Annotated in this window: 10 protein-coding genes; 3 read left to right on the forward strand and 7 right to left on the reverse strand. The window is 70.0% G+C overall.

Features of this window, described 5'->3' with window-relative positions; genetic code table 11:
• Positions 1-33: 33 nt before the first annotated feature.
• Positions 34-2001 carry an acyl-CoA dehydrogenase family protein gene (locus tag OG734_RS11845; RefSeq protein WP_330287456.1) on the reverse strand — a complete coding sequence of 656 codons (1968 nt, stop codon included), beginning with the start codon at positions 1999-2001 and terminating at the stop codon, positions 34-36.
• 432 nt (positions 2002-2433) lie between these two features.
• On the opposite strand from OG734_RS11845, the gene OG734_RS11850 reads away from it, so the two are divergent.
• The 3 genes from OG734_RS11850 to OG734_RS11860 all read left to right on the forward strand — a co-directional run bounded on the left by OG734_RS11850 (position 2434) and on the right by OG734_RS11860 (position 7218).
• Complete coding sequence (locus tag OG734_RS11850; protein WP_330287457.1) at positions 2434-3447, forward strand: LacI family DNA-binding transcriptional regulator; 1014 nt, start codon at positions 2434-2436, stop codon at positions 3445-3447.
• Between the two features lie 307 nt (positions 3448-3754).
• Positions 3755-5806, forward strand: coding sequence for a glycoside hydrolase family 31 protein (locus tag OG734_RS11855; RefSeq protein WP_330287458.1), 2052 nt, complete (start codon positions 3755-3757; stop codon positions 5804-5806).
• Positions 5807-6030: 224 nt separating this feature from the next.
• The gene (locus OG734_RS11860; RefSeq protein ID WP_330287459.1) at positions 6031-7218 is read left to right on the forward strand and encodes a sulfotransferase family protein; all 1188 of its coding nucleotides are present in this window, start codon (positions 6031-6033) and stop codon (positions 7216-7218) included.
• A 41-nt stretch (positions 7219-7259) separates the two neighbouring features.
• Here the strand turns inward: OG734_RS11860 and OG734_RS11865 are convergent, their stop codons facing one another.
• The 6 genes from OG734_RS11865 to OG734_RS11890 all read right to left on the reverse strand — a co-directional run bounded on the left by OG734_RS11865 (position 7260) and on the right by OG734_RS11890 (position 16660).
• Positions 7260-7979 carry a glycoside hydrolase family 12 protein gene (locus OG734_RS11865; protein WP_330287460.1) on the reverse strand — a complete coding sequence of 240 codons (720 nt, stop codon included), beginning with the start codon at positions 7977-7979 and terminating at the stop codon, positions 7260-7262.
• Positions 7980-8070: 91 nt separating this feature from the next.
• Positions 8071-10332: a glycosyl hydrolase family 95 catalytic domain-containing protein gene (locus OG734_RS11870; RefSeq protein WP_330287461.1), complete on the reverse strand. Its 2262-nt coding sequence runs from the start codon at positions 10330-10332 to the stop codon at positions 8071-8073.
• Entirely contained in the window at positions 10329-12293 is a 1965-nt protein-coding gene (locus tag OG734_RS11875) for a beta-galactosidase (RefSeq protein WP_330287462.1), read from the reverse strand. The genes OG734_RS11870 and OG734_RS11875 overlap by 4 nt, the downstream gene beginning before the upstream one ends.
• Positions 12293-14530, reverse strand: coding sequence for a 1,4-beta-glucanase (locus tag OG734_RS11880; RefSeq protein WP_330287463.1), 2238 nt, complete (start codon positions 14528-14530; stop codon positions 12293-12295). The genes OG734_RS11875 and OG734_RS11880 overlap by 1 nt, the downstream gene beginning before the upstream one ends.
• 139 nt (positions 14531-14669) lie before the next feature.
• Complete coding sequence (locus tag OG734_RS11885; RefSeq protein WP_443065079.1) at positions 14670-15617, reverse strand: carbohydrate ABC transporter permease; 948 nt, start codon at positions 15615-15617, stop codon at positions 14670-14672.
• An 8-nt stretch (positions 15618-15625) separates the two neighbouring features.
• Positions 15626-16660 carry an ABC transporter permease gene (locus OG734_RS11890; RefSeq protein ID WP_330287465.1) on the reverse strand — a complete coding sequence of 345 codons (1035 nt, stop codon included), beginning with the start codon at positions 16658-16660 and terminating at the stop codon, positions 15626-15628.
• Positions 16661-16665 lie beyond the last annotated feature (5 nt).

Consider the following 16665-nt stretch of genomic DNA (forward strand, 5'->3'; position numbering starts at 1 on the left):
CTCTGCGTCTCCAAGGGGCACGGGGCACAGGTGTCAGCGGATGGGGCGGTGGACGTTCTCCTGGTTCGTCGGGCCCGGTGTGGCGTCCGCGATCCAGGGGCCCTCCCCGGAGAGGTCGACGACGCCCTCCTCCAGCCAGGTGTATGTGCCGGCGAGGACGCCCTTGACCACCGCGCGGTCCAGGTCGTCGGTGTTGGTCCACAGGCGGCCGAAGAGTTCCTCGACGCGGACGCGGGCCTGGCGGCAGAAGACGTCGGCGAGTTGATAGGCCTCGCGGCCGTTATGGCCCTGGGAGCGCAGGAGTTCGGCGCGTACGCAGGCCGCGCTCATCGCGAACAGTTCGGCGCCGATGTCGACGATCCGGCCGAGGAAGCCCTGCTTGGTCTCCATCCGGCCCTGCCAGCGGGACATGGCGTAGAAGGTGGAGCGGGCCAGCTTGCGGGCACTGCGCTCGACGTACCGCAGATGCGGGGACAGGTCGACCTCACGCTTGAACTCACCGTAGGAGCCCGGGAGTTGACCGGCGCCCGCGACGAGCTTCGGCAGCCATTTGGCGTAGAAGACACCAGCGTTCGCGCCCGCCCTCGCCTTGTCCGACAGCGACTTGTCGGGGTCGATGAGGTCGCCCGCGACCGTCAGATGGGCGTCGACTGCCTCGCGGGCGATCAGCAGGTGCATGATCTCCGTCGAGCCCTCGAAGATACGGTTGATCCGCAGGTCGCGCAGCATCTGTTCGGCGGGGACCGCCCGTTCTCCGCGAGCCGCGAGCGACTCGGCGGTCTCGAAGCCGCGTCCGCCGCGGATCTGGACGAGTTCGTCGGCCATCAGCCAGGCCATCTCCGAGCCGTACAGCTTGGCGAGGGCGGCCTCGATGCGGATGTCGTTGCGGTTCTCGTCGGCCATCTGGGAGGAAAGGTCCACAACGGCTTCCAGGGCGAAGGTGGTGGCCGCGATGAAGCTGATCTTCGCGCCGACCGCCTCGTGCAGCGCGACCGGCCTGCCCCACTGCTCCCGTACGCCCGACCATTCCCGGGCGATCTTCAGGCACCACTTGCCGGCGCCCACGCACATCGCGGGCAGCGACAGACGGCCCGTGTTCAGGGTTGTCAGGGCGATCTTGAGGCCCGCTCCCTCGGGGCCGATCCGGTTGGCGGCCGGGACGCGCACCTGGTGGAGGCGGGTGACGCCGTTCTCCAGGCCGCGCAGGCCCATGAAGGCGTTGCGGTGCTCGACGGTGACGCCCTCGGAGGCGGCCTCGACGACGAACGCGGTGATGCCGCCCTTGTGCCCCTCGGACTTCGGTACGCGGGCCATGACGACGAGGAGGTCGGCGACGACTCCGTTGGTCGTCCAGAGCTTGACCCCGTCCAGGATGTAGTCGTCGCCGTCCGGTACCGCGCTGGTGGCGAGCCGCGCCGGGTCGGAGCCGACGTCCGGCTCGGTCAGCAGGAACGCGGAGATGTCGGTGCGGGCGCAGCGCGGCAGGAACTCGTCCTTCTGTTCCTGGGTGCCGAACAGCTTCAGCGGCTGCGGTACGCCGATCGACTGATGGGCGGAGAGCAGCGCGCCGAGCGCCGGGTTCGCGGAGCCGACCAGGGCGAGGGCCTTGTTGTAGTACACCTGGGTGAGGCCGAGGCCGCCGTACTTGGTGTCGATCTTCATGCCGAGAGCGCCGAGCTCCTTGAGCCCGTTCACGACCTCGTCGGGGATCCGCGCCTCGCGCTCGATGCGGGCCGCGTCGATCTTCGTCTCGCAGAAGTCGCGCAGCCTGGCGAGGAACTCCTCACCGCGCCGTGTGTCCTCGGCGGGCGGGAGCGGGTGCGGGTGGATGAGGTCGAGCCGGAAGCGGCCGAGGAACAGCTCCTTGGCGAAGCTGGGCTTGCGCCAGCCCTGCTCCCGGGCGGCCTCCGCCACCTCGCGGGCTTCTCGCTCGGTGACGGTGGGTTTGGCGGGGGGTTGGGCGGTGGGTTGGGTGGTGGGCTTGACTGGGCTTGCGGACATGAGGCACACCTCGCCGCGAATCGGGATCTTGAGGACCGTACGTTACTGATCGGTGCTACTCGATCGTTGGTACCCGATTACGGGCAACCTCACCAGTCCGCGCGCGGCCATCCGGCCGGGCAGATCCTCATCTCACCGCTGGGCCGGTCCGGCCAGTCCGCGGACCTTCCCGGAGAGGCGCGGTCTGCGGTGTTGCATGGAGGTCGTTCCGGACGCCGTTTCGCCCAGACACTCCCCAGCGGCCGCCGCAGGGTGCGAAAGTTGCCGTGGTGGCCGAAAGAGGTCCGAGAAACCTTGTCGAAGCGCTTCGACAACATATGGACACCCACCCCGGGTGGGGATACTGTCGTTCCACCCCTCACTCGCTGTTATCCGTCACTGTATCCGTTACGCGCACTGTCGAAGCGCTTCACACAACGCTTGGAGAGCTGGATGGTCACTCTCGCCGAGGTCGCCCAGCACGCCGGAGTCTCGGCGAGCACGGTGAGCTATGTCCTCAGCGGCAAGCGGTCCATCTCCGCGGGCACCCGGCAGCGGGTCGAGCAGAGCATCCAACAGCTCGGCTACCACCCGAACGCGGGCGCCCGGGCGCTGGCGAGCAACCGTTCCAACATCATCGCCCTGATGGTCCCGCTGCGTACGGACATGTACGTGCCGGTGATGATGGAGATCGCCATCGCGGTCGCCACCAACGCCCGCACCCATGGGTACGACGTGCTCCTGCTCACCGGCGAGGAGGGCCCCGACGCCGTGCGCAGGGTGACCGGCAGCGGGCTCGCCGACGCGATGATCCTGATGGACGTCGAACTCGACGACGAGCGGCTGCCGTTGCTGCGCGGGACGGACCAGCCGTCCGTGCTCATCGGACTGCCGGCCGCCACCGAGGGCCTGACCTGCGTCGACCTCGACTTCGGGGCCACTGGCGCACTGTGCGCCGAGCACCTCGCGAAGCTCGGGCACCGCGACATCGCTGTCATCGGCGAGGCGCCCGCGGTCTACGAACGGCACACCGGTTTCGCCGAGCGCACGCTCGACGGACTCCGGTCCCGGTCAAGGGGGTTGGGGGTGCGGGTGCTGCACCGGCCGTGCGAGGGCGGGTACGACGCGATGACGGTGACCCTGGCCCGGATCTTCGACGAACGGCCGGGCACCACGGGGTTCGTCGTGCAGAACGAGTCGGCGGTCGAACCACTCCTCGCGCTGCTGCGCCAGCAGGGACGGGCGGTGCCGGAGGACGTGTCGGTCATCGCCGTCTGCCCGGACCAGGTCGCCACCCAGGCCTCGGTGCGGCTGACGTCCGTCGCCATTCCGGCGCAGGAGATGGGGCGCCGCGCGGTGGAACTGCTGATCGCGAAGCTCGAAGGGCACGGGAGCGACGAAGTCGCTCTGATAGCACCCGAGTTGACGGTGCGGGCGAGTACGGGACCGGCTCCGGTCACTTCCTGATCCCTGATCCCTGATCCCTGATCCCTGATCCCTGATCCCTGATCCCTGTGCTCTGAACCCTGTGCCCTGATCCACTGCACTCCCTGTTCACCGCGCTTCGAACCTCGCCCCTCGCCCCTCGCCCGCATCAACGGCCTCCTCCGGAACCGACCACCACAACCGAACACCACACCACCCAACGGCCGGACACCTCACAGCCGTTGGGGCGCCCCTGCCTGTCCCGGAGCGGTTCGCCAGAGCCGCGCCGGGTCCCCCACAGCCACTCCCTCCCCACTCCCTCCCCACTCCTTCCTTCAGGAGCCGCCACGTGAACCAGCCCGCCGAAACCCGGCCCCCGTCAGGCACGGTCAGCCTCGCGCAGTCCTCCCCCACCGTCGGCACGTTCCGTGAGCGGGACGGCGCACTGGAGTGGAGCGGCCGTCAGGAGACCGTACGGATAGAGCCCTGGGGCCCGGACGCGGTCCGGGTCCGGACACGGCTCGGCGGGCCCGTCCTGGAGGGGCTTCCGGGTGCCCTGCTGGACGAGCCGGAGGCGACGCCGTACACCGTCAAGATCGAGGACGGGCAGGGGCAGTTGACCGTCGGCGCGCTGACCGTCGAGGTGAGCGCCGAGGGGCTGATCCGCTTTCTGCGCACCGATGACGCGGCCGAGCTGCTCGCCGAGGAGCGGGCGCACTTCTGGTGGCCGGGCTCGCGCCTCTACACGGCGGTCGGCAACGGTTACCACCGGCTGGAGCAGCGGTTCGCCGCCTACGAGGACGAGAAGCTGTACGGGCTCGGCCAGCATCAGCACGGTCTGTTCGACCAGAAGGGTGTCGTGCTGGACCTGGTGCAGCGCAACGCCGAGGTGTCCGTGCCGGTGCTCACCTCCAGCCGCGGCTACACCCTGCTGTGGAACAGTCCGGCGATCGGGCGGGTGGAGCTCGCGGGCAACGGGACGCGCTGGGTGGCGGATTCGGCCCGGCAGATCGACTACTGGATCACCGCCGGACAGCCGGCCGACGCCCAGCGGCGCTACAGCGCGGTGACGGGACGTACGCCGATGCTGCCGGAGTGGGCGGCGGGCTTCTGGCAGTGCAAGCTGCGTTACCGCACGCAGGACGAACTCCTCGACGTGGCACGGGAGTACAAGCGGCGCGGGCTGCCGTTGCGCGCCATCGTGTGCGACTTCTTCCACTGGACGCATCTGGGCGAATGGAAGTTCGACCCGGCCGAGTGGCCCGACCCGGCTGCCATGGTGCGCGAGTTGGAGGAGATGGGCGTCAAACTCGTCGTCTCTGTCTGGCCTTCGGTGTCGCCGCTCTCCGAGAACCACCAACTCATGGAGCAGCGAGGCTACTTCATCGGCACGCAGTACGGCCCGATGGCGCACGCCGACTGGCCGGACAAGGGCGTCGCGTCCACCGTCCAGGTCGCCTTCTACGACGCGACGAACCCGGAGGCCCGCGAGTTCGTGTGGTCGAAGGTCCGCGACAACTACCTTGCCCCGTACGGCATCACGGCCTTCTGGCTGGACGCCTGCGAGCCGGAGCTGAAGCCGGGCTTCCCGGAGAACCTGCGGTACTGGGCAGGCCCCGGCCTTGAGGTCGGCAACCTGTACCCGGTCGAGAACGCCCGCACCTTCTACGAGGGCCTGATCGCGTCCGGCGAGGACGAGGTGATCAGCCTCAACCGTTCGGCGTGGGCGGGCAGTCAGCGCTACGGCGCCGCCCTGTGGTCCGGTGACATCGGCGTCGACTTCCCGACCCTGCGCCGCCAGATCGCGGCCGGTCTCAACACCGCCCTCTCCGGCATCCCCTGGTGGAACACCGACATCGGCGGCTTCCACGGCGGCGATCCGGACGACCCGGCGTACCAGGAGGTGATGGTCCGCTGGTTCCAGTTCGGCACACTGTCCCCGCTGATGCGCCTGCACGGCTTCCGCGACCCGGGCATGCCGCTGGGCCCCGACATGACCGGCGGCCCCAACGAGGTGTGGTCGTACGGTGAGAAGGCCGGCGCGATCCTGGAGCGGTACGTCCATCTGCGGGAGCGCCTGAAGCCGTACGTGCTGCGGGTCATGCGCGAGGCGCACGAGGAGGGGCTGCCGGTGATGCGCCCGCTGCTCCTGGAGTTCCCGGACGACCCGGCGACGTGGTCGGTCGACGACGCCTATCTCTTCGGCCCCGACCTGCTGGTCGCCCCGGTCCTGACGGCGGGCGCGACGAGCCGTACGGCGTACCTTCCGGCGGGGGCGACGTGGACGGACGCGTGGACGGGTGAGGCGTACGAGGGCGGGGCGGCCGTGACGGTCGACGCGCCGCTGGACCGTATCCCGCTGTTCCTGCGGGACGGGGCGAGTCTCCCGATCGCCGAGTAGCGGCCGACGGCCGGCTCACCGGGGGGGGCGGTTCGGGGCGCTTCGGTTCGGGGGCGGGTCCGGGTGCGTCGTGGCTTGTCGCGCAGTTCCCCGCGCCCCTATGTGGGGGGCGGGGGCTCGCGGAACCGGCCGGGTGCAGGGGTGGTGACGGCGTCAACTTCCGGGTTTTGCACACTGGTTCGGTGAACGTGTCCTCCTCCCCCGGTGGAAAGGAACCCTGCCTCGTGTCTGCCGCTCCCCTCCCTCTGACGCTGGCCAACCTGTTACTGCGGCCCGCGTTGGGTTCCCGGCGCCACCCGGACCGCGTGTTCGACCGCATCGCCGACAAGGCGGGTCGGGCGGACGGGGACGAGTGGTTCGTCGACGGCTTTCGGCCGCTGCTCGCCGAGTGGGCGGCCGACGCGGAGCTGTCGCCGGTCGGCTGGCAGTCCGCGCAGGCGCATGTCCGCAGGCATCTCACCAACCGGGCCCGGATCCGGCGGCTGATCGCCGAGCATCCCGCCATCGCCCAAGAGCCCATCGACAAGCCGGTGTTCGTGGTGGGTCTCCCGCGCACCGCCACCACGCTCACCCACGGCGTGCTGTCCCTCTCCGACGATCACCGCTGCCCCCGGCTGTGGGAACTGCTCGCCCCCGGCCTCGCACCGTCACCCCGCGAGCGACAGAAAGCGGTCACGACCGCGCGCCGGACGCTCGACGGCACGTATCTGCTCAGCCCGCGCTTCCGCGAGATCCACCCCATGACCGCCGAGGGCCCCGAGGAGTGCACCTTCCTCCTGCCGCACGCCCTGGTGCCGCTGTCCCAGGCCCGGCTGCCGGAGTACCACGCCCAGCAGTTCGGGCGGGACTTCGTCCCCGACTACCGCCACCTCAAGGAGTGCCTTCAGGTGCTCCAGTACGGCCGGCCGCGCCGCCGCTGGATCCTCAAGTCCCCCATGCACACCGGGAATCTCGACGCCCTGCGCACCGTGTTCCCCGATGCCACGCTCGTGTGGACCCACCGCGACCCGGCGACGGCCGTCGCCTCGTTCTGCAGCCTGGTCGAGTGCGGTATGGCCATCTCCCGGCGCACGGTCGACCTGCACGCCCTCGGCGCCACCTGGCTCGACCTGCTCAGCCGCTCCGTGCAGCGCGGACTCGCGGCCCGGGCCGGCATCCCCCGCGAGGCGGTGGTGGACGTGCCGTACTCCTGGCTCGGCTCCGACCCCGCCGCGGGCGCCCCGAAGCTCTACGCCGCCGTCGGAGCCCGCTGGACCGACGCCGATGCCGCCCAGCTCCCCGACGCCGCCACCCGCCACAAGGGCAGTCGCCCCCACCGCTACGACCTGGCCCGGTACGGGCTCACCCCCGACGATGTAGACGCGGCCTTCGCCGACTACAACGCGCTTCGGGCCGAGGTCGACCGCGCCTGAACGGCACGGCCGGCCCCGGCCCGACTACCTGGTCGCCTGCGTCAGCTGCTGCTGACCGTCAGGTTGTTGGTGGTGAAGTTCAGTCCACCGGAGGACGAGGTGATCTCGAACCCGAACTGCACGTCACCGATCGTCTCGTTGCCGAACCAGCCCTTGGTGTCCTTGATCCACTTGAGGATCGGCAGGACGTTGACCGTGCCGGACGTCGAGTTCGAGGTGCGGATGAACGAGAAGACCTCGTTCGCGCCGTTGGTGCCCTTGTAGACGGTCCAGCTGTGGCCGCCCAGCGTTACGTTGCCCTGCGAGGTGCCGAGCGGGCCGACTGCTCCGGTCTTGTTGACCCAGAGCATGATCTCGTAGTCGTGGTCGGTGTCCCAGATGTCGTACGACGTGTTGTACGCGCCGGACGACGGGACCGTGACGTTGTAGCTGCTGGAGAGCGAACCGAGCGAGGTGATCGTCTTGTTGATCACCTTCTTGGAGTCGGGGTAGGACTTGATGCCGCCGGTGTTGGGGTGGTTGGCGTTGACGCCCCAGTTGGTACCGGAGTTGGCCCAGATGCACTGGCTGCCGGCGCCGGAGCCCCAGATGTTGTTGTAGAGGGTGTAGCCGTTCAGTGAGGTGTTGCCCCACTGGTCGCAGGTGCTCCAGACGGCGGCCGAGGCGGGGGCTGAGGCGAGACCGACGGTGGCGCCGAGCGCGAGAGCGGGGGCCAGTAGGGCCTTGGTGATGCGGCTCAGGGTGCGGGTATGTGATGCCATGGTGTCCCTTCCATGGGTGGGGGGAAATGCGGGGGGAAATTGCGGGTGGGGGGTTGGGTGCTGTTTCCTGTTGCGCTGTTCCTTGGTGCGGTTACCGCGGCCCCAGGTCGAGGACGCGGTCTTCTCCGGCGACGAGATCGAGCGTTCGTGCGCCGGAGGAAGTCCTTAGGTCGATCCGGTGGGTTCGGGTGGGGCGTACGACGGCCCGGCCACGCCCCGGCCCCCAGTCGAGGTCGACCTCGGCGCCGAACCGTGTCCGTACGCCCCGGAGTCGGCCCGTGGGGCAGGCCGCCGGGAGCGCGGGCAGGAGGACCAGCCGGTCGGGGGTCGACTGGATGAGCGCCTCGATCAGTACCGCCGGCAGGGCGTGGGCGGCGTCCGCGTTGTAGACATCCCGCCCCGGATAGTGCGCGCTCATCAGCGAGGCGTGGAAGAAGTCGCCGTCGAGCACCTGACCGAGGGCGTGGGTGACCCGTTCGCCGTCACGGAGGCGGGCCGCGATCAGCGCGTGGTGCAGGTGTCCGTGGGCCGAGTCGTTCTCGGCGCCCCGGAGCTGGAGGGCGCGGTACGCGGCGGCGGCCAGGTCTGGGGTGTCGTACGGGTTGATCTCGTCGAGGGGCCAGACACCGTAGAGATGGCTGAGGTGACGGTGGTCGTAGGTGTCGTCGAGGCCGGGCCACGCCCATTCGGCGAGCGCGCCGTCGGCGTTGACACGGTGCGGTGGCAGCCGGTCGGCCAACGCCCGCCAGCGATCTGCCCGTTCGGGGTCGTCGGGGTGATGGTCGGCAGCGGTGAGCAGGGCGTGCCGGGCCGCCGAGAGGTCCATGGCGGCGTTGACGGTGCCCCAGCTCGCGTTGGCCGGGCGGTTCTCGGGCGAGTAGGAGGGGACGACGACGAGCTGTCCGTCGGCGTCGGCGCGGGGATCGGTCCGGGTGAGGAAGTCCTCGTAGAACAGCGCGACTTCGGCGAGCAGGGCGGCCGTGCGCGGATCACGGACGCCCTCGGTGTCGTCGTGGTCGACGAGCGGCTTGAGCAGCCAGTCTGCGCCGGCCGTCCACAGCTGGAGCGGGTACTCACGGTCGAAGTGGTACGTCAGCCCGGACTCGCCGTCGGTGTGCGCGGGCGCGGCCACGCCCCGGGCGCCGAAGATCGCGCGGGCGTTCTCCCGCCAGTCGCCGATCTGCCGATGGATCAGGGAGGCGTGGGCCTCGGTGACTTCGGGGAGCGCGCCGGCCACTGCCGACGCGGTCTGCAGGTTGAGGTTGGCGTCGTTGGTGAACGCTCCCGACCAGGCGGTGTTCCAGTCGCCGGTCCACAGGCCGACCAGACGGGGCGGGAGCATTCCGCTGGCGGAGAGCAGGTGGTAGCGGCCGGCGGCGAAGAGGCGTTCCAGGAGGGCGGGGCTCTTGGCGCGGGTGAGCAACTCCGCGCCGGGCAAGGCGCGTTCAGCCTCGTCGGCGGCGAGGTCGAGGGTGACGCGGTGGTAGGCGGTGCCGTGCAGGGGGGTGTGGCGGGCGAGGAGGCGGTCGTAGGCCTGCTCGCCCGACCACTGCTCACCGTCCGCGTCCGGCAGCAGTTCACGCAGGGCCCGGGCGTCCTCCACCGTGTCCAGTTCGCCGAGGTGCCGGACGACCCGGGTCAGCAGCAGCACGGACTCCGCGCCCTCTACCCGCACGCCGGGCGGAGTCAGGGTCGTACCGCCGCCCGTGGACACGACGAGGGTCACGCCGGTGTACGCGCGGTCGCTGTCCGGGTACCGGGCGCGGAGGGTGAGCAGAGCGCCCTCGGGGGTGCGCACCACGCTCTGGCCGACACCCAACTCCGCGGGGGCGCCCGGGAGTCGGTGGTCGAGGTCGATGTCGAGGGTGAGGCCAGGGCCGCCGGTGTCACTGGTGACGTACTGGACGATGACGTCGTCCGCGCGGGACACGAAGACCCGGCTGCGCCACCCGGCACACTCGGCCTCGGTGACCCCACTGGCGAAGTCGACGGACCGCCGGTAGTCGCGCGCCTCCCCCGTCGGTGCTCCTCCGCGCAGCCGCACCTGGAACGCGGGGTGGAAGGGCTGCACCCATTGCAGCTCCCGCCCGTCGGTGAAGCTCTCGGCGGCCGTGGTATCCCCGGCCAGCAACCGGTCCTGGAGGGCGGCCAGTTGGTCCGCCAGCTGGGGCGGGCGGGCATGCTCGCTGCCGTTCGGGCGGACGAGGGTGTGGTGCGTGACGACGACACGGTCGGCGTCCGGGTCGCCGAACACGAGGGCGCCATGGCGGCCGTTGCCGCTCAGGTAGCCGTCCTCCCAGCGGGCCGCGGGGCGTGTTTCCCAGGTTCCGTGGACGGGTCCGCCGGCTGTCACGGCTTCAGCACCGCCACTCCGTACCGGCCCAGCGAGACCTCGTCCAGGACGATGCCGCCGGTCAGCAAGTCCCGGTGGACACCGGGCACTTGGACGGTCACCGGGTCGGACCCGTGGTTGAGCACGAAGAGCAGCTCACCGCGCCGGACCGCCTCGACCCCGGCGGGCAGCCCGTCCAGTACCGGTCGGACGCCGGCGTCGGCGCCGATCCGGGCGAGGAGATCCCGCAGCGCGTCGGGCTCGGGGAGCGTGGAGAGGTACCAGGCGCGCCCCTTGCGCAGTACCGCGGGCAGCCCGTCGAGTTCGCCGCCCTTGTACGGGGTGACCTCGTCGGCGTCGTCGGCCTCCAGTTCCTCGGACCACAGGTGCCCTTGGAAGCCGTCCACTTCGACGGTCGTACCCGCGTCCAGCGGCCACCACTCGTGCAGGGTGCGCAGCCCGAAGAGCTCGCGCAGCCGGGCGTCCATGCCGCCGGGCCTGACCCGGTCGTCCTCGTCGGCGACTCCGGTCAGGAAACCGCAGACGAGGGTGCCGCCGCCGCGTACATAGGCGAGGAGGTTGTCGATCGCCGTGTCCGTGAGCAGGTACAACTGCGGTACCACGACGAGCCGGTAGGCCGACAGGTCGTGCTCGGGATGGGCGAAGTCCGTGGCGAGGTGCGCCTCCCACAGGGCCCGGTGCCAGGCCCGTACGACCTGTGGGTAGTCCGCCTCGGAGGAGAGCCGCCCCTCCTGGGCGCCGCCCCACCAGGCGTGCCAGTCATGGAGAACGGCGATGTCGCCGGGAGTATGACTGCCCGTCACCTCACCGCTGATGGCGGCGAGTTCGACGCCGAGCTGCTTTACCTCCTGGAAGGTACGGCCGTGTTCACCCGCGTGGCTGACCATGCCGGAGTGGAACTTCTCGGCGCCCTGCCGGGACTGGCGCCACTGGAAGTAGCAGACGGCGTCGGCGCCGCGCGCCACTGCCTGGAGCGACCAGAGGCGGTTGAGGCCGCGCGGCTTGGGGTGGTTGACGCCCCGCCAGTTGACCGGACCGGCCGCCTGCTCCATCAGCATCCACGCGCCGCGCGCCTGCGAGCGGGTCATGTCCTGCACGAGCGCGCCCTGTTGGGCGCCCAACGGGTCACGCGGGTCGGGGTAGAGGTCGACGGAGACGACGTCCTCCTCCTGGGCCCAGCGCCAGGCGTCCTGTCCCACCCACATCGGCATGAAGTTGGTGGTGACCGGGAGGTGCGGGGTGTGGCGGCGGACGATGTCGCGTTCCGCGAGGTAGCACTCCAGGAGCGCGTCGGACGTGAAGCGTTTGAAGTCGAGTACCTGGGTGGGGTTCCTCATGTAGTGCGGGAGGCGGGGCGGCAGGATCTCGTACCAGTCGCTGTACCCCTGGCTCCAGAACGCCGTTCCCCAGGCGGTGTTGAGGCCGTCCAGCGTGCCGTACCGGTCCTGCAGCCAGCGGCGGAACGCGGCGGCCGACTCGTCGCCCCAGTCGTAGGTGCAGTACTCGTTGTTGATGTGCCACATGGTGAGGGCGGGATGGCCGCCGTAGCGGGCGGCCAGGTCCTCGGTGATGGCGGCGGCGTAGCGGCGGTAGACGGCGCTGGAGTGCGAGAAGTGCTGGCGCCCGCCCCACCATTCGATCCGGCCGTCCTCGGCGACGGGCAGCGTCTCCGGGTGCAGTCGGCCCATCCAGGGCGGCGGCGAGGAGGTGGGCGTGGCCAGGACGACGCCGATGCCGTTGTCGTGCATCAGGTCCATCAGCCGGTCCAGCCAGCCGAACTCCCTTGCTCCGGGCCTGGGTTCGAGCTTCGCCCAGGAGAAGACGCCGAGGGTGACGGAGTTGACGCCGGCCTCCTTCATCAGCCGGACGTCCTCGTGCCAGGTCTCCTCGGGCCACTGCTCGGGGTTGTAGTCGCCGCCGAAGAGGATCCGCCCCCGAGTGGCGTCACCGAGCCCCGGCATCAGACGGGCTCCCCGTACTGGATGCCCCGCCCGTTGGTGGCGAGGTAGACGCGGCCGTGGATCCGCGGGTCGCCGGTGATCACCTCGCCGGTCCACCCCCACTGATGGGCGTCGTCGTTGATCCGCGTCCAGGTCTTCGCCTCGTCGTCGGAGCGGTACACGGCGGTGATGGTGTCGGTGGAACCGACCAGGTAGATCGCCGGGTAGGCGGCGCCCTCGGCGGCCCGGCCGAACCCGAGCGTGTACGACGCCCAGCAGCTGGCGACCTTGGTGAAGGTGACCCCTCCGTCGGTGGACCGGTGGAGCCCGTTCCACTTGACGCTCAGCCACAGGTCACCGGACCTTTCCGGCGCCGCGACCAGCTCGAACTGGCTGTCGCCGGAGGGCAGCCCGACCGCACGCGCAGTGAACGAGAGGCCACTGTCAGTGCTGGCGTATAGCGTTCCTGTGTCGGTGTCGTATGCGTAGAAGTGCGTCGGGTCGGCCGGGTCGGCGACCGGCGTGGCGCCCTTCGGGATGGAGGAGATCTCGGACCAGGTCGTGCCGTTGTCCGTGGAGCGGTGGGCTGGGTACTTCGTGCCGTCCCAGTGCACGAAGGTCCACAGCAGCACGCTGCCGTCGGCGTTGGTGGCGATCGGCCCCGGTGCGTTCTTGGCGATGTCGGGCTGGGCAGCGAAGGGCGCCCAGCTCCGCCCGCCGTCGCGGGAGAACGCCCCGTTGCCGTTGTCGCCCCACCCTGTCCGGACGACGTACGACGGCTTGGCCGCGGCCTGGGCGAGTCCCGTCGCCGACCCGAACACGGGGTTCGACGCCATGCCGCGCGACGGAGACGCCGTGAGCCGCTCGTGGTACATCACGCCGATGTCCCCGAGTCCGCTGAGCAGGTGCGCCTCCCCGACCGGGGGCGAGATCAGCTGGCGCACGGACGTCTCCTCCAGGCCGCGGATCTGCGGGGCCCAGTGCTTGAGGTCACGGGTGCCGTAGAGAGTCGCGCCGGTTCCGTACACGATGTGCCTGGAGTCGTACGGGTCGAGGGCAAGGGCCTGGATCCACCAGCCGAACTTCGGCTTGTCGCTGCCCCACTTGAGGAAAGGAGTCTCGGACACGTCGAACACAGCGCTGTCCTTGAGGGACGTCCAGGTACGGCCGCCGTTCGTGGAGCGGAACACCGTGTCGATGTCGGCCCAGCGGTTGTTGGTGGAGACGACGACGGTCCCGGCCCGGCAGGCGTCGACGGCGACTCCGCCATAGGCGAAGGTGTCGGCGGAGCCGTCGGTGGTGGTCCCGCCCGGCTTGACCGGGGTCACGTCCGTCCAGCTGCCGGTCGTGGTGCGCAGCCTGTGCACGCTCCCGTCCGACTGGCCGTTGGGCCCGGGCGCGTTGCCGTACGTCACGTACAGGTCGCGGGTGTGCTTGTCGTAGGCGGCGCGGATCGGAACCTTGGCGGAGGTGGTGCCGACCGGCTGTCCGGGTACGGCTTCCCAGGTCGTGCCGTCGGAGGTGCGGTACAGGTTGGCCGTACCGGCGGTTCCGTTGCCGTCGCCGTCGCCCCACCCGGCGTAGACGGTACGGCCGGCCGCGACCAGGAAGGTGACGCCCTGGCCGCTCGTGCTCGGGGTGGCCGGGAAGGTGCTCGCGGCTGCCCAGGTGGCGCCCCGGTCGGTGGACTTGAGCAGTCCGTCGTGCCGGGTGCCCAGCCACAGGGTGTCACTGTCGCGCGGGTCGACGAGCAGCCGCTCGCCGGCGCCCCGCCCGTCCTCGTTGGCCCCGAGTTTCACGGTCAGGTCGGTACGGGCCCAGGTCGCACCCCGGTCCTCGGACCGCAGGACCGCGCCGTTCCCGGCCCACGACTGGGCGTAGGTGCCGAGGGAGAGGTAGACGCGGTTGGGGTGCGCGGGATCGACCGCGATCGCCTCGACACCGAGGAGGTTCCAGTCGTCCCACCCGAGTTGATCGGTCAGCGCGGTCCAGCGGGCGGCCCGCTCGTCCCACCGGTAGGCGCCGCCGATGTCGGTCCGGGCGTAGGCGAGACCGCGGACGGACGGGTGGAAGAGCACGCCGGTGACGAATCCGGTGCCCCCGATGACGGCGGTGCGCCAGCGGTAGGCGGGCGCGGCGGCAGCCGAGGCCGCCTGGGCAGCCTGGGCCGCCGTACCGGAGAGAGAGACGGCGGAGACCGCGGCAACGGCGGCGCTCGCAGCAAGAACGGCACGTCTACTCGGACGGGACGAAGACATGACTTACCTCGTTCTGGAGGATCCGAAAGAAAGGGGGAGGAAGACGCGCCCCGAAGGGGCGCGGGGCGGTGACAAGCCACAACGCACCCGCAGTCGCCACCAGACCGCAAGACGCACCCCGTACAGCGAAACCTGGAGGTCAGCCCTTGATCGCGCCGGTCAACATGCCCTTCTTGAAGTGGCGCTGCACGAACGGCGAGAGAACCGCCACCGGAAGAAGGGCCATCACCATGACGGCCATCTGCACGGCCAGCCCCGACAGCTGACCGGTCTTGATGGCCTGCCCCAGACCGACCGGAGCCTCCTGCTTCTGTACAAGCTGGATCATGATGTTCTGCAGCGGCATCATGTCCTGGTTGTTGAGGTAGAGCGACGCGTTGAACCAGGCGCTCCAGTACCCCACCGCGTAGAACAGCGTGATCACCGCGACCACCGCACGGGACAGCGGCAGGACGATCTGCCACAGGATGCGGAAGTCACCGGCGCCGTCGATGCGCGCACTGTCGATGAGTTCCGGCGAGATCCCCATGAAGAAGCCCCGCAGCACCAGGATGTTGAAGATGCTCACCGCGCTCGGCAGGATCAGCGCGAGATAGCTGTCCGTCAGGCCGAGGGACTGCACCAGCAGATAGGTGGGGATGAGGCCGGCGCTGAAGAACATGGTCGCCAGCAGCGTCATCAGGATCCCGCGGTGGGCGAGGGAGCCGCTGCGGGACAGGCCGTAGGCGCACATGATGGACACCGCCATCGAGAACAGCGTGCCGACCAGGGTGACGAAGATGCTGACGAGCGCGGCACGGGTGACCTGGCCGCCGCTGAGCAGTTCCTGGTAGGCGATGAAGCTGAGGCCCTTGGGCACGATCACGAGGCCGCCCGCCTCGTCGATGGTCTTGCGCGAGGAGAGACTGGTGACGAGCACGATCCACAGGGGGAAGATCACCGCCAGGCAGGCGAACGCCAGGGCGATGCCCTTGCCCGCGAGGCCGGCCTTCGAGGGCTCTTCCTCCCATGCCGGGCGCGGAGGCGCTTCCCACCAGCGGGGCGCCTTCTGCTGTACCGGCTCGGTGTCCTGGCGGGGCTCCCACATCACGGACGTCATTTCTTGTACACCCCCTGCTCGCCCATGAGATGGGCCACCTTGTTCGCGGCGAGGACCAGACCGATGCTGACCACGCCCTTGATGAGACCGGCGGCGGCCGCGTAGCCGAAGTCCTGGTTGCGTACGCCGTTCCACCACACGAAGGTGTCGAGGATCTCCCCGGCGTCCGTTCCGACGCCGTCGCGTTGCAGCAGGATCTGTTCGAACCCGACGGTCAGGGCGTCGCCGACGCGCAGCACGAGGAGGAGGGCGATCACCGGACGCAGGGCGGGCAGCGTGACGTGCCACATGCGGCGCCAGCGTCCGGCGCCGTCCATGGCGGCGGCCTCGTAGTGGTCCGTGGGCACCGAGGCCAGCGCGGCGAGGAAGACGATGATCCCCCAGCCGGCGTCCTTCCACACACTCTGCGCGGTGATCAGGAAGGGGAAGGTGTCCGGGTTGGTCATGATGTTGAGGCCGTCGTACCCGTTCTGCCGCAGCAGTTGGGAGAGCATCCCCGCGCCGCCGAACATCTGCTGGAAGACGGCGATGACCAGCACCCAGGAGAAGAAGTGCGGCAGGTAGAGGACCGCCTGCGCGACGGCCCGTATTCGGGGCCTGACCACGCTGTTGATGAGCAGCGCGAGCAGGATCGGGATCGGGAAGAACAGCACTAGCTGGACGAAGAACAGCACCAGGGTGTTCTGGACGGCGTTCCAGAAGGCCGAGTCCTCGAAGATCCGCTGGAAGTTCTCCAGGCCGACGAAGGGGCTGTGCAGGATGGAGACGATGCCGTTGTCGCTGATGTAGGGGTCGTAGTCCTGGAAGGCGACGATGTTGCCGAGGATCGGCAGATAGTTGAAGACCAGGACCAGCGCGATGGCAGGCAGCGTCATGAGGATCATGACGCGGTCGCGTCTGTACCTGAGCCGGAGGCTCAGCTTCCCCGAACTCCGTACCTTCGGGGTGTCGGTGGCGTCGTCGGACGCCACCGGGGTCTTCACCGGTGTGCTGGCCTCGGCACTGCTCCGAGGCACCGTGCCGTGGGACACAGCCG

The organism is Streptomyces sp. NBC_00576 (assembly GCF_036345175.1).
In the GTDB taxonomy this organism is placed as follows: domain Bacteria; phylum Actinomycetota; class Actinomycetes; order Streptomycetales; family Streptomycetaceae; genus Streptomyces.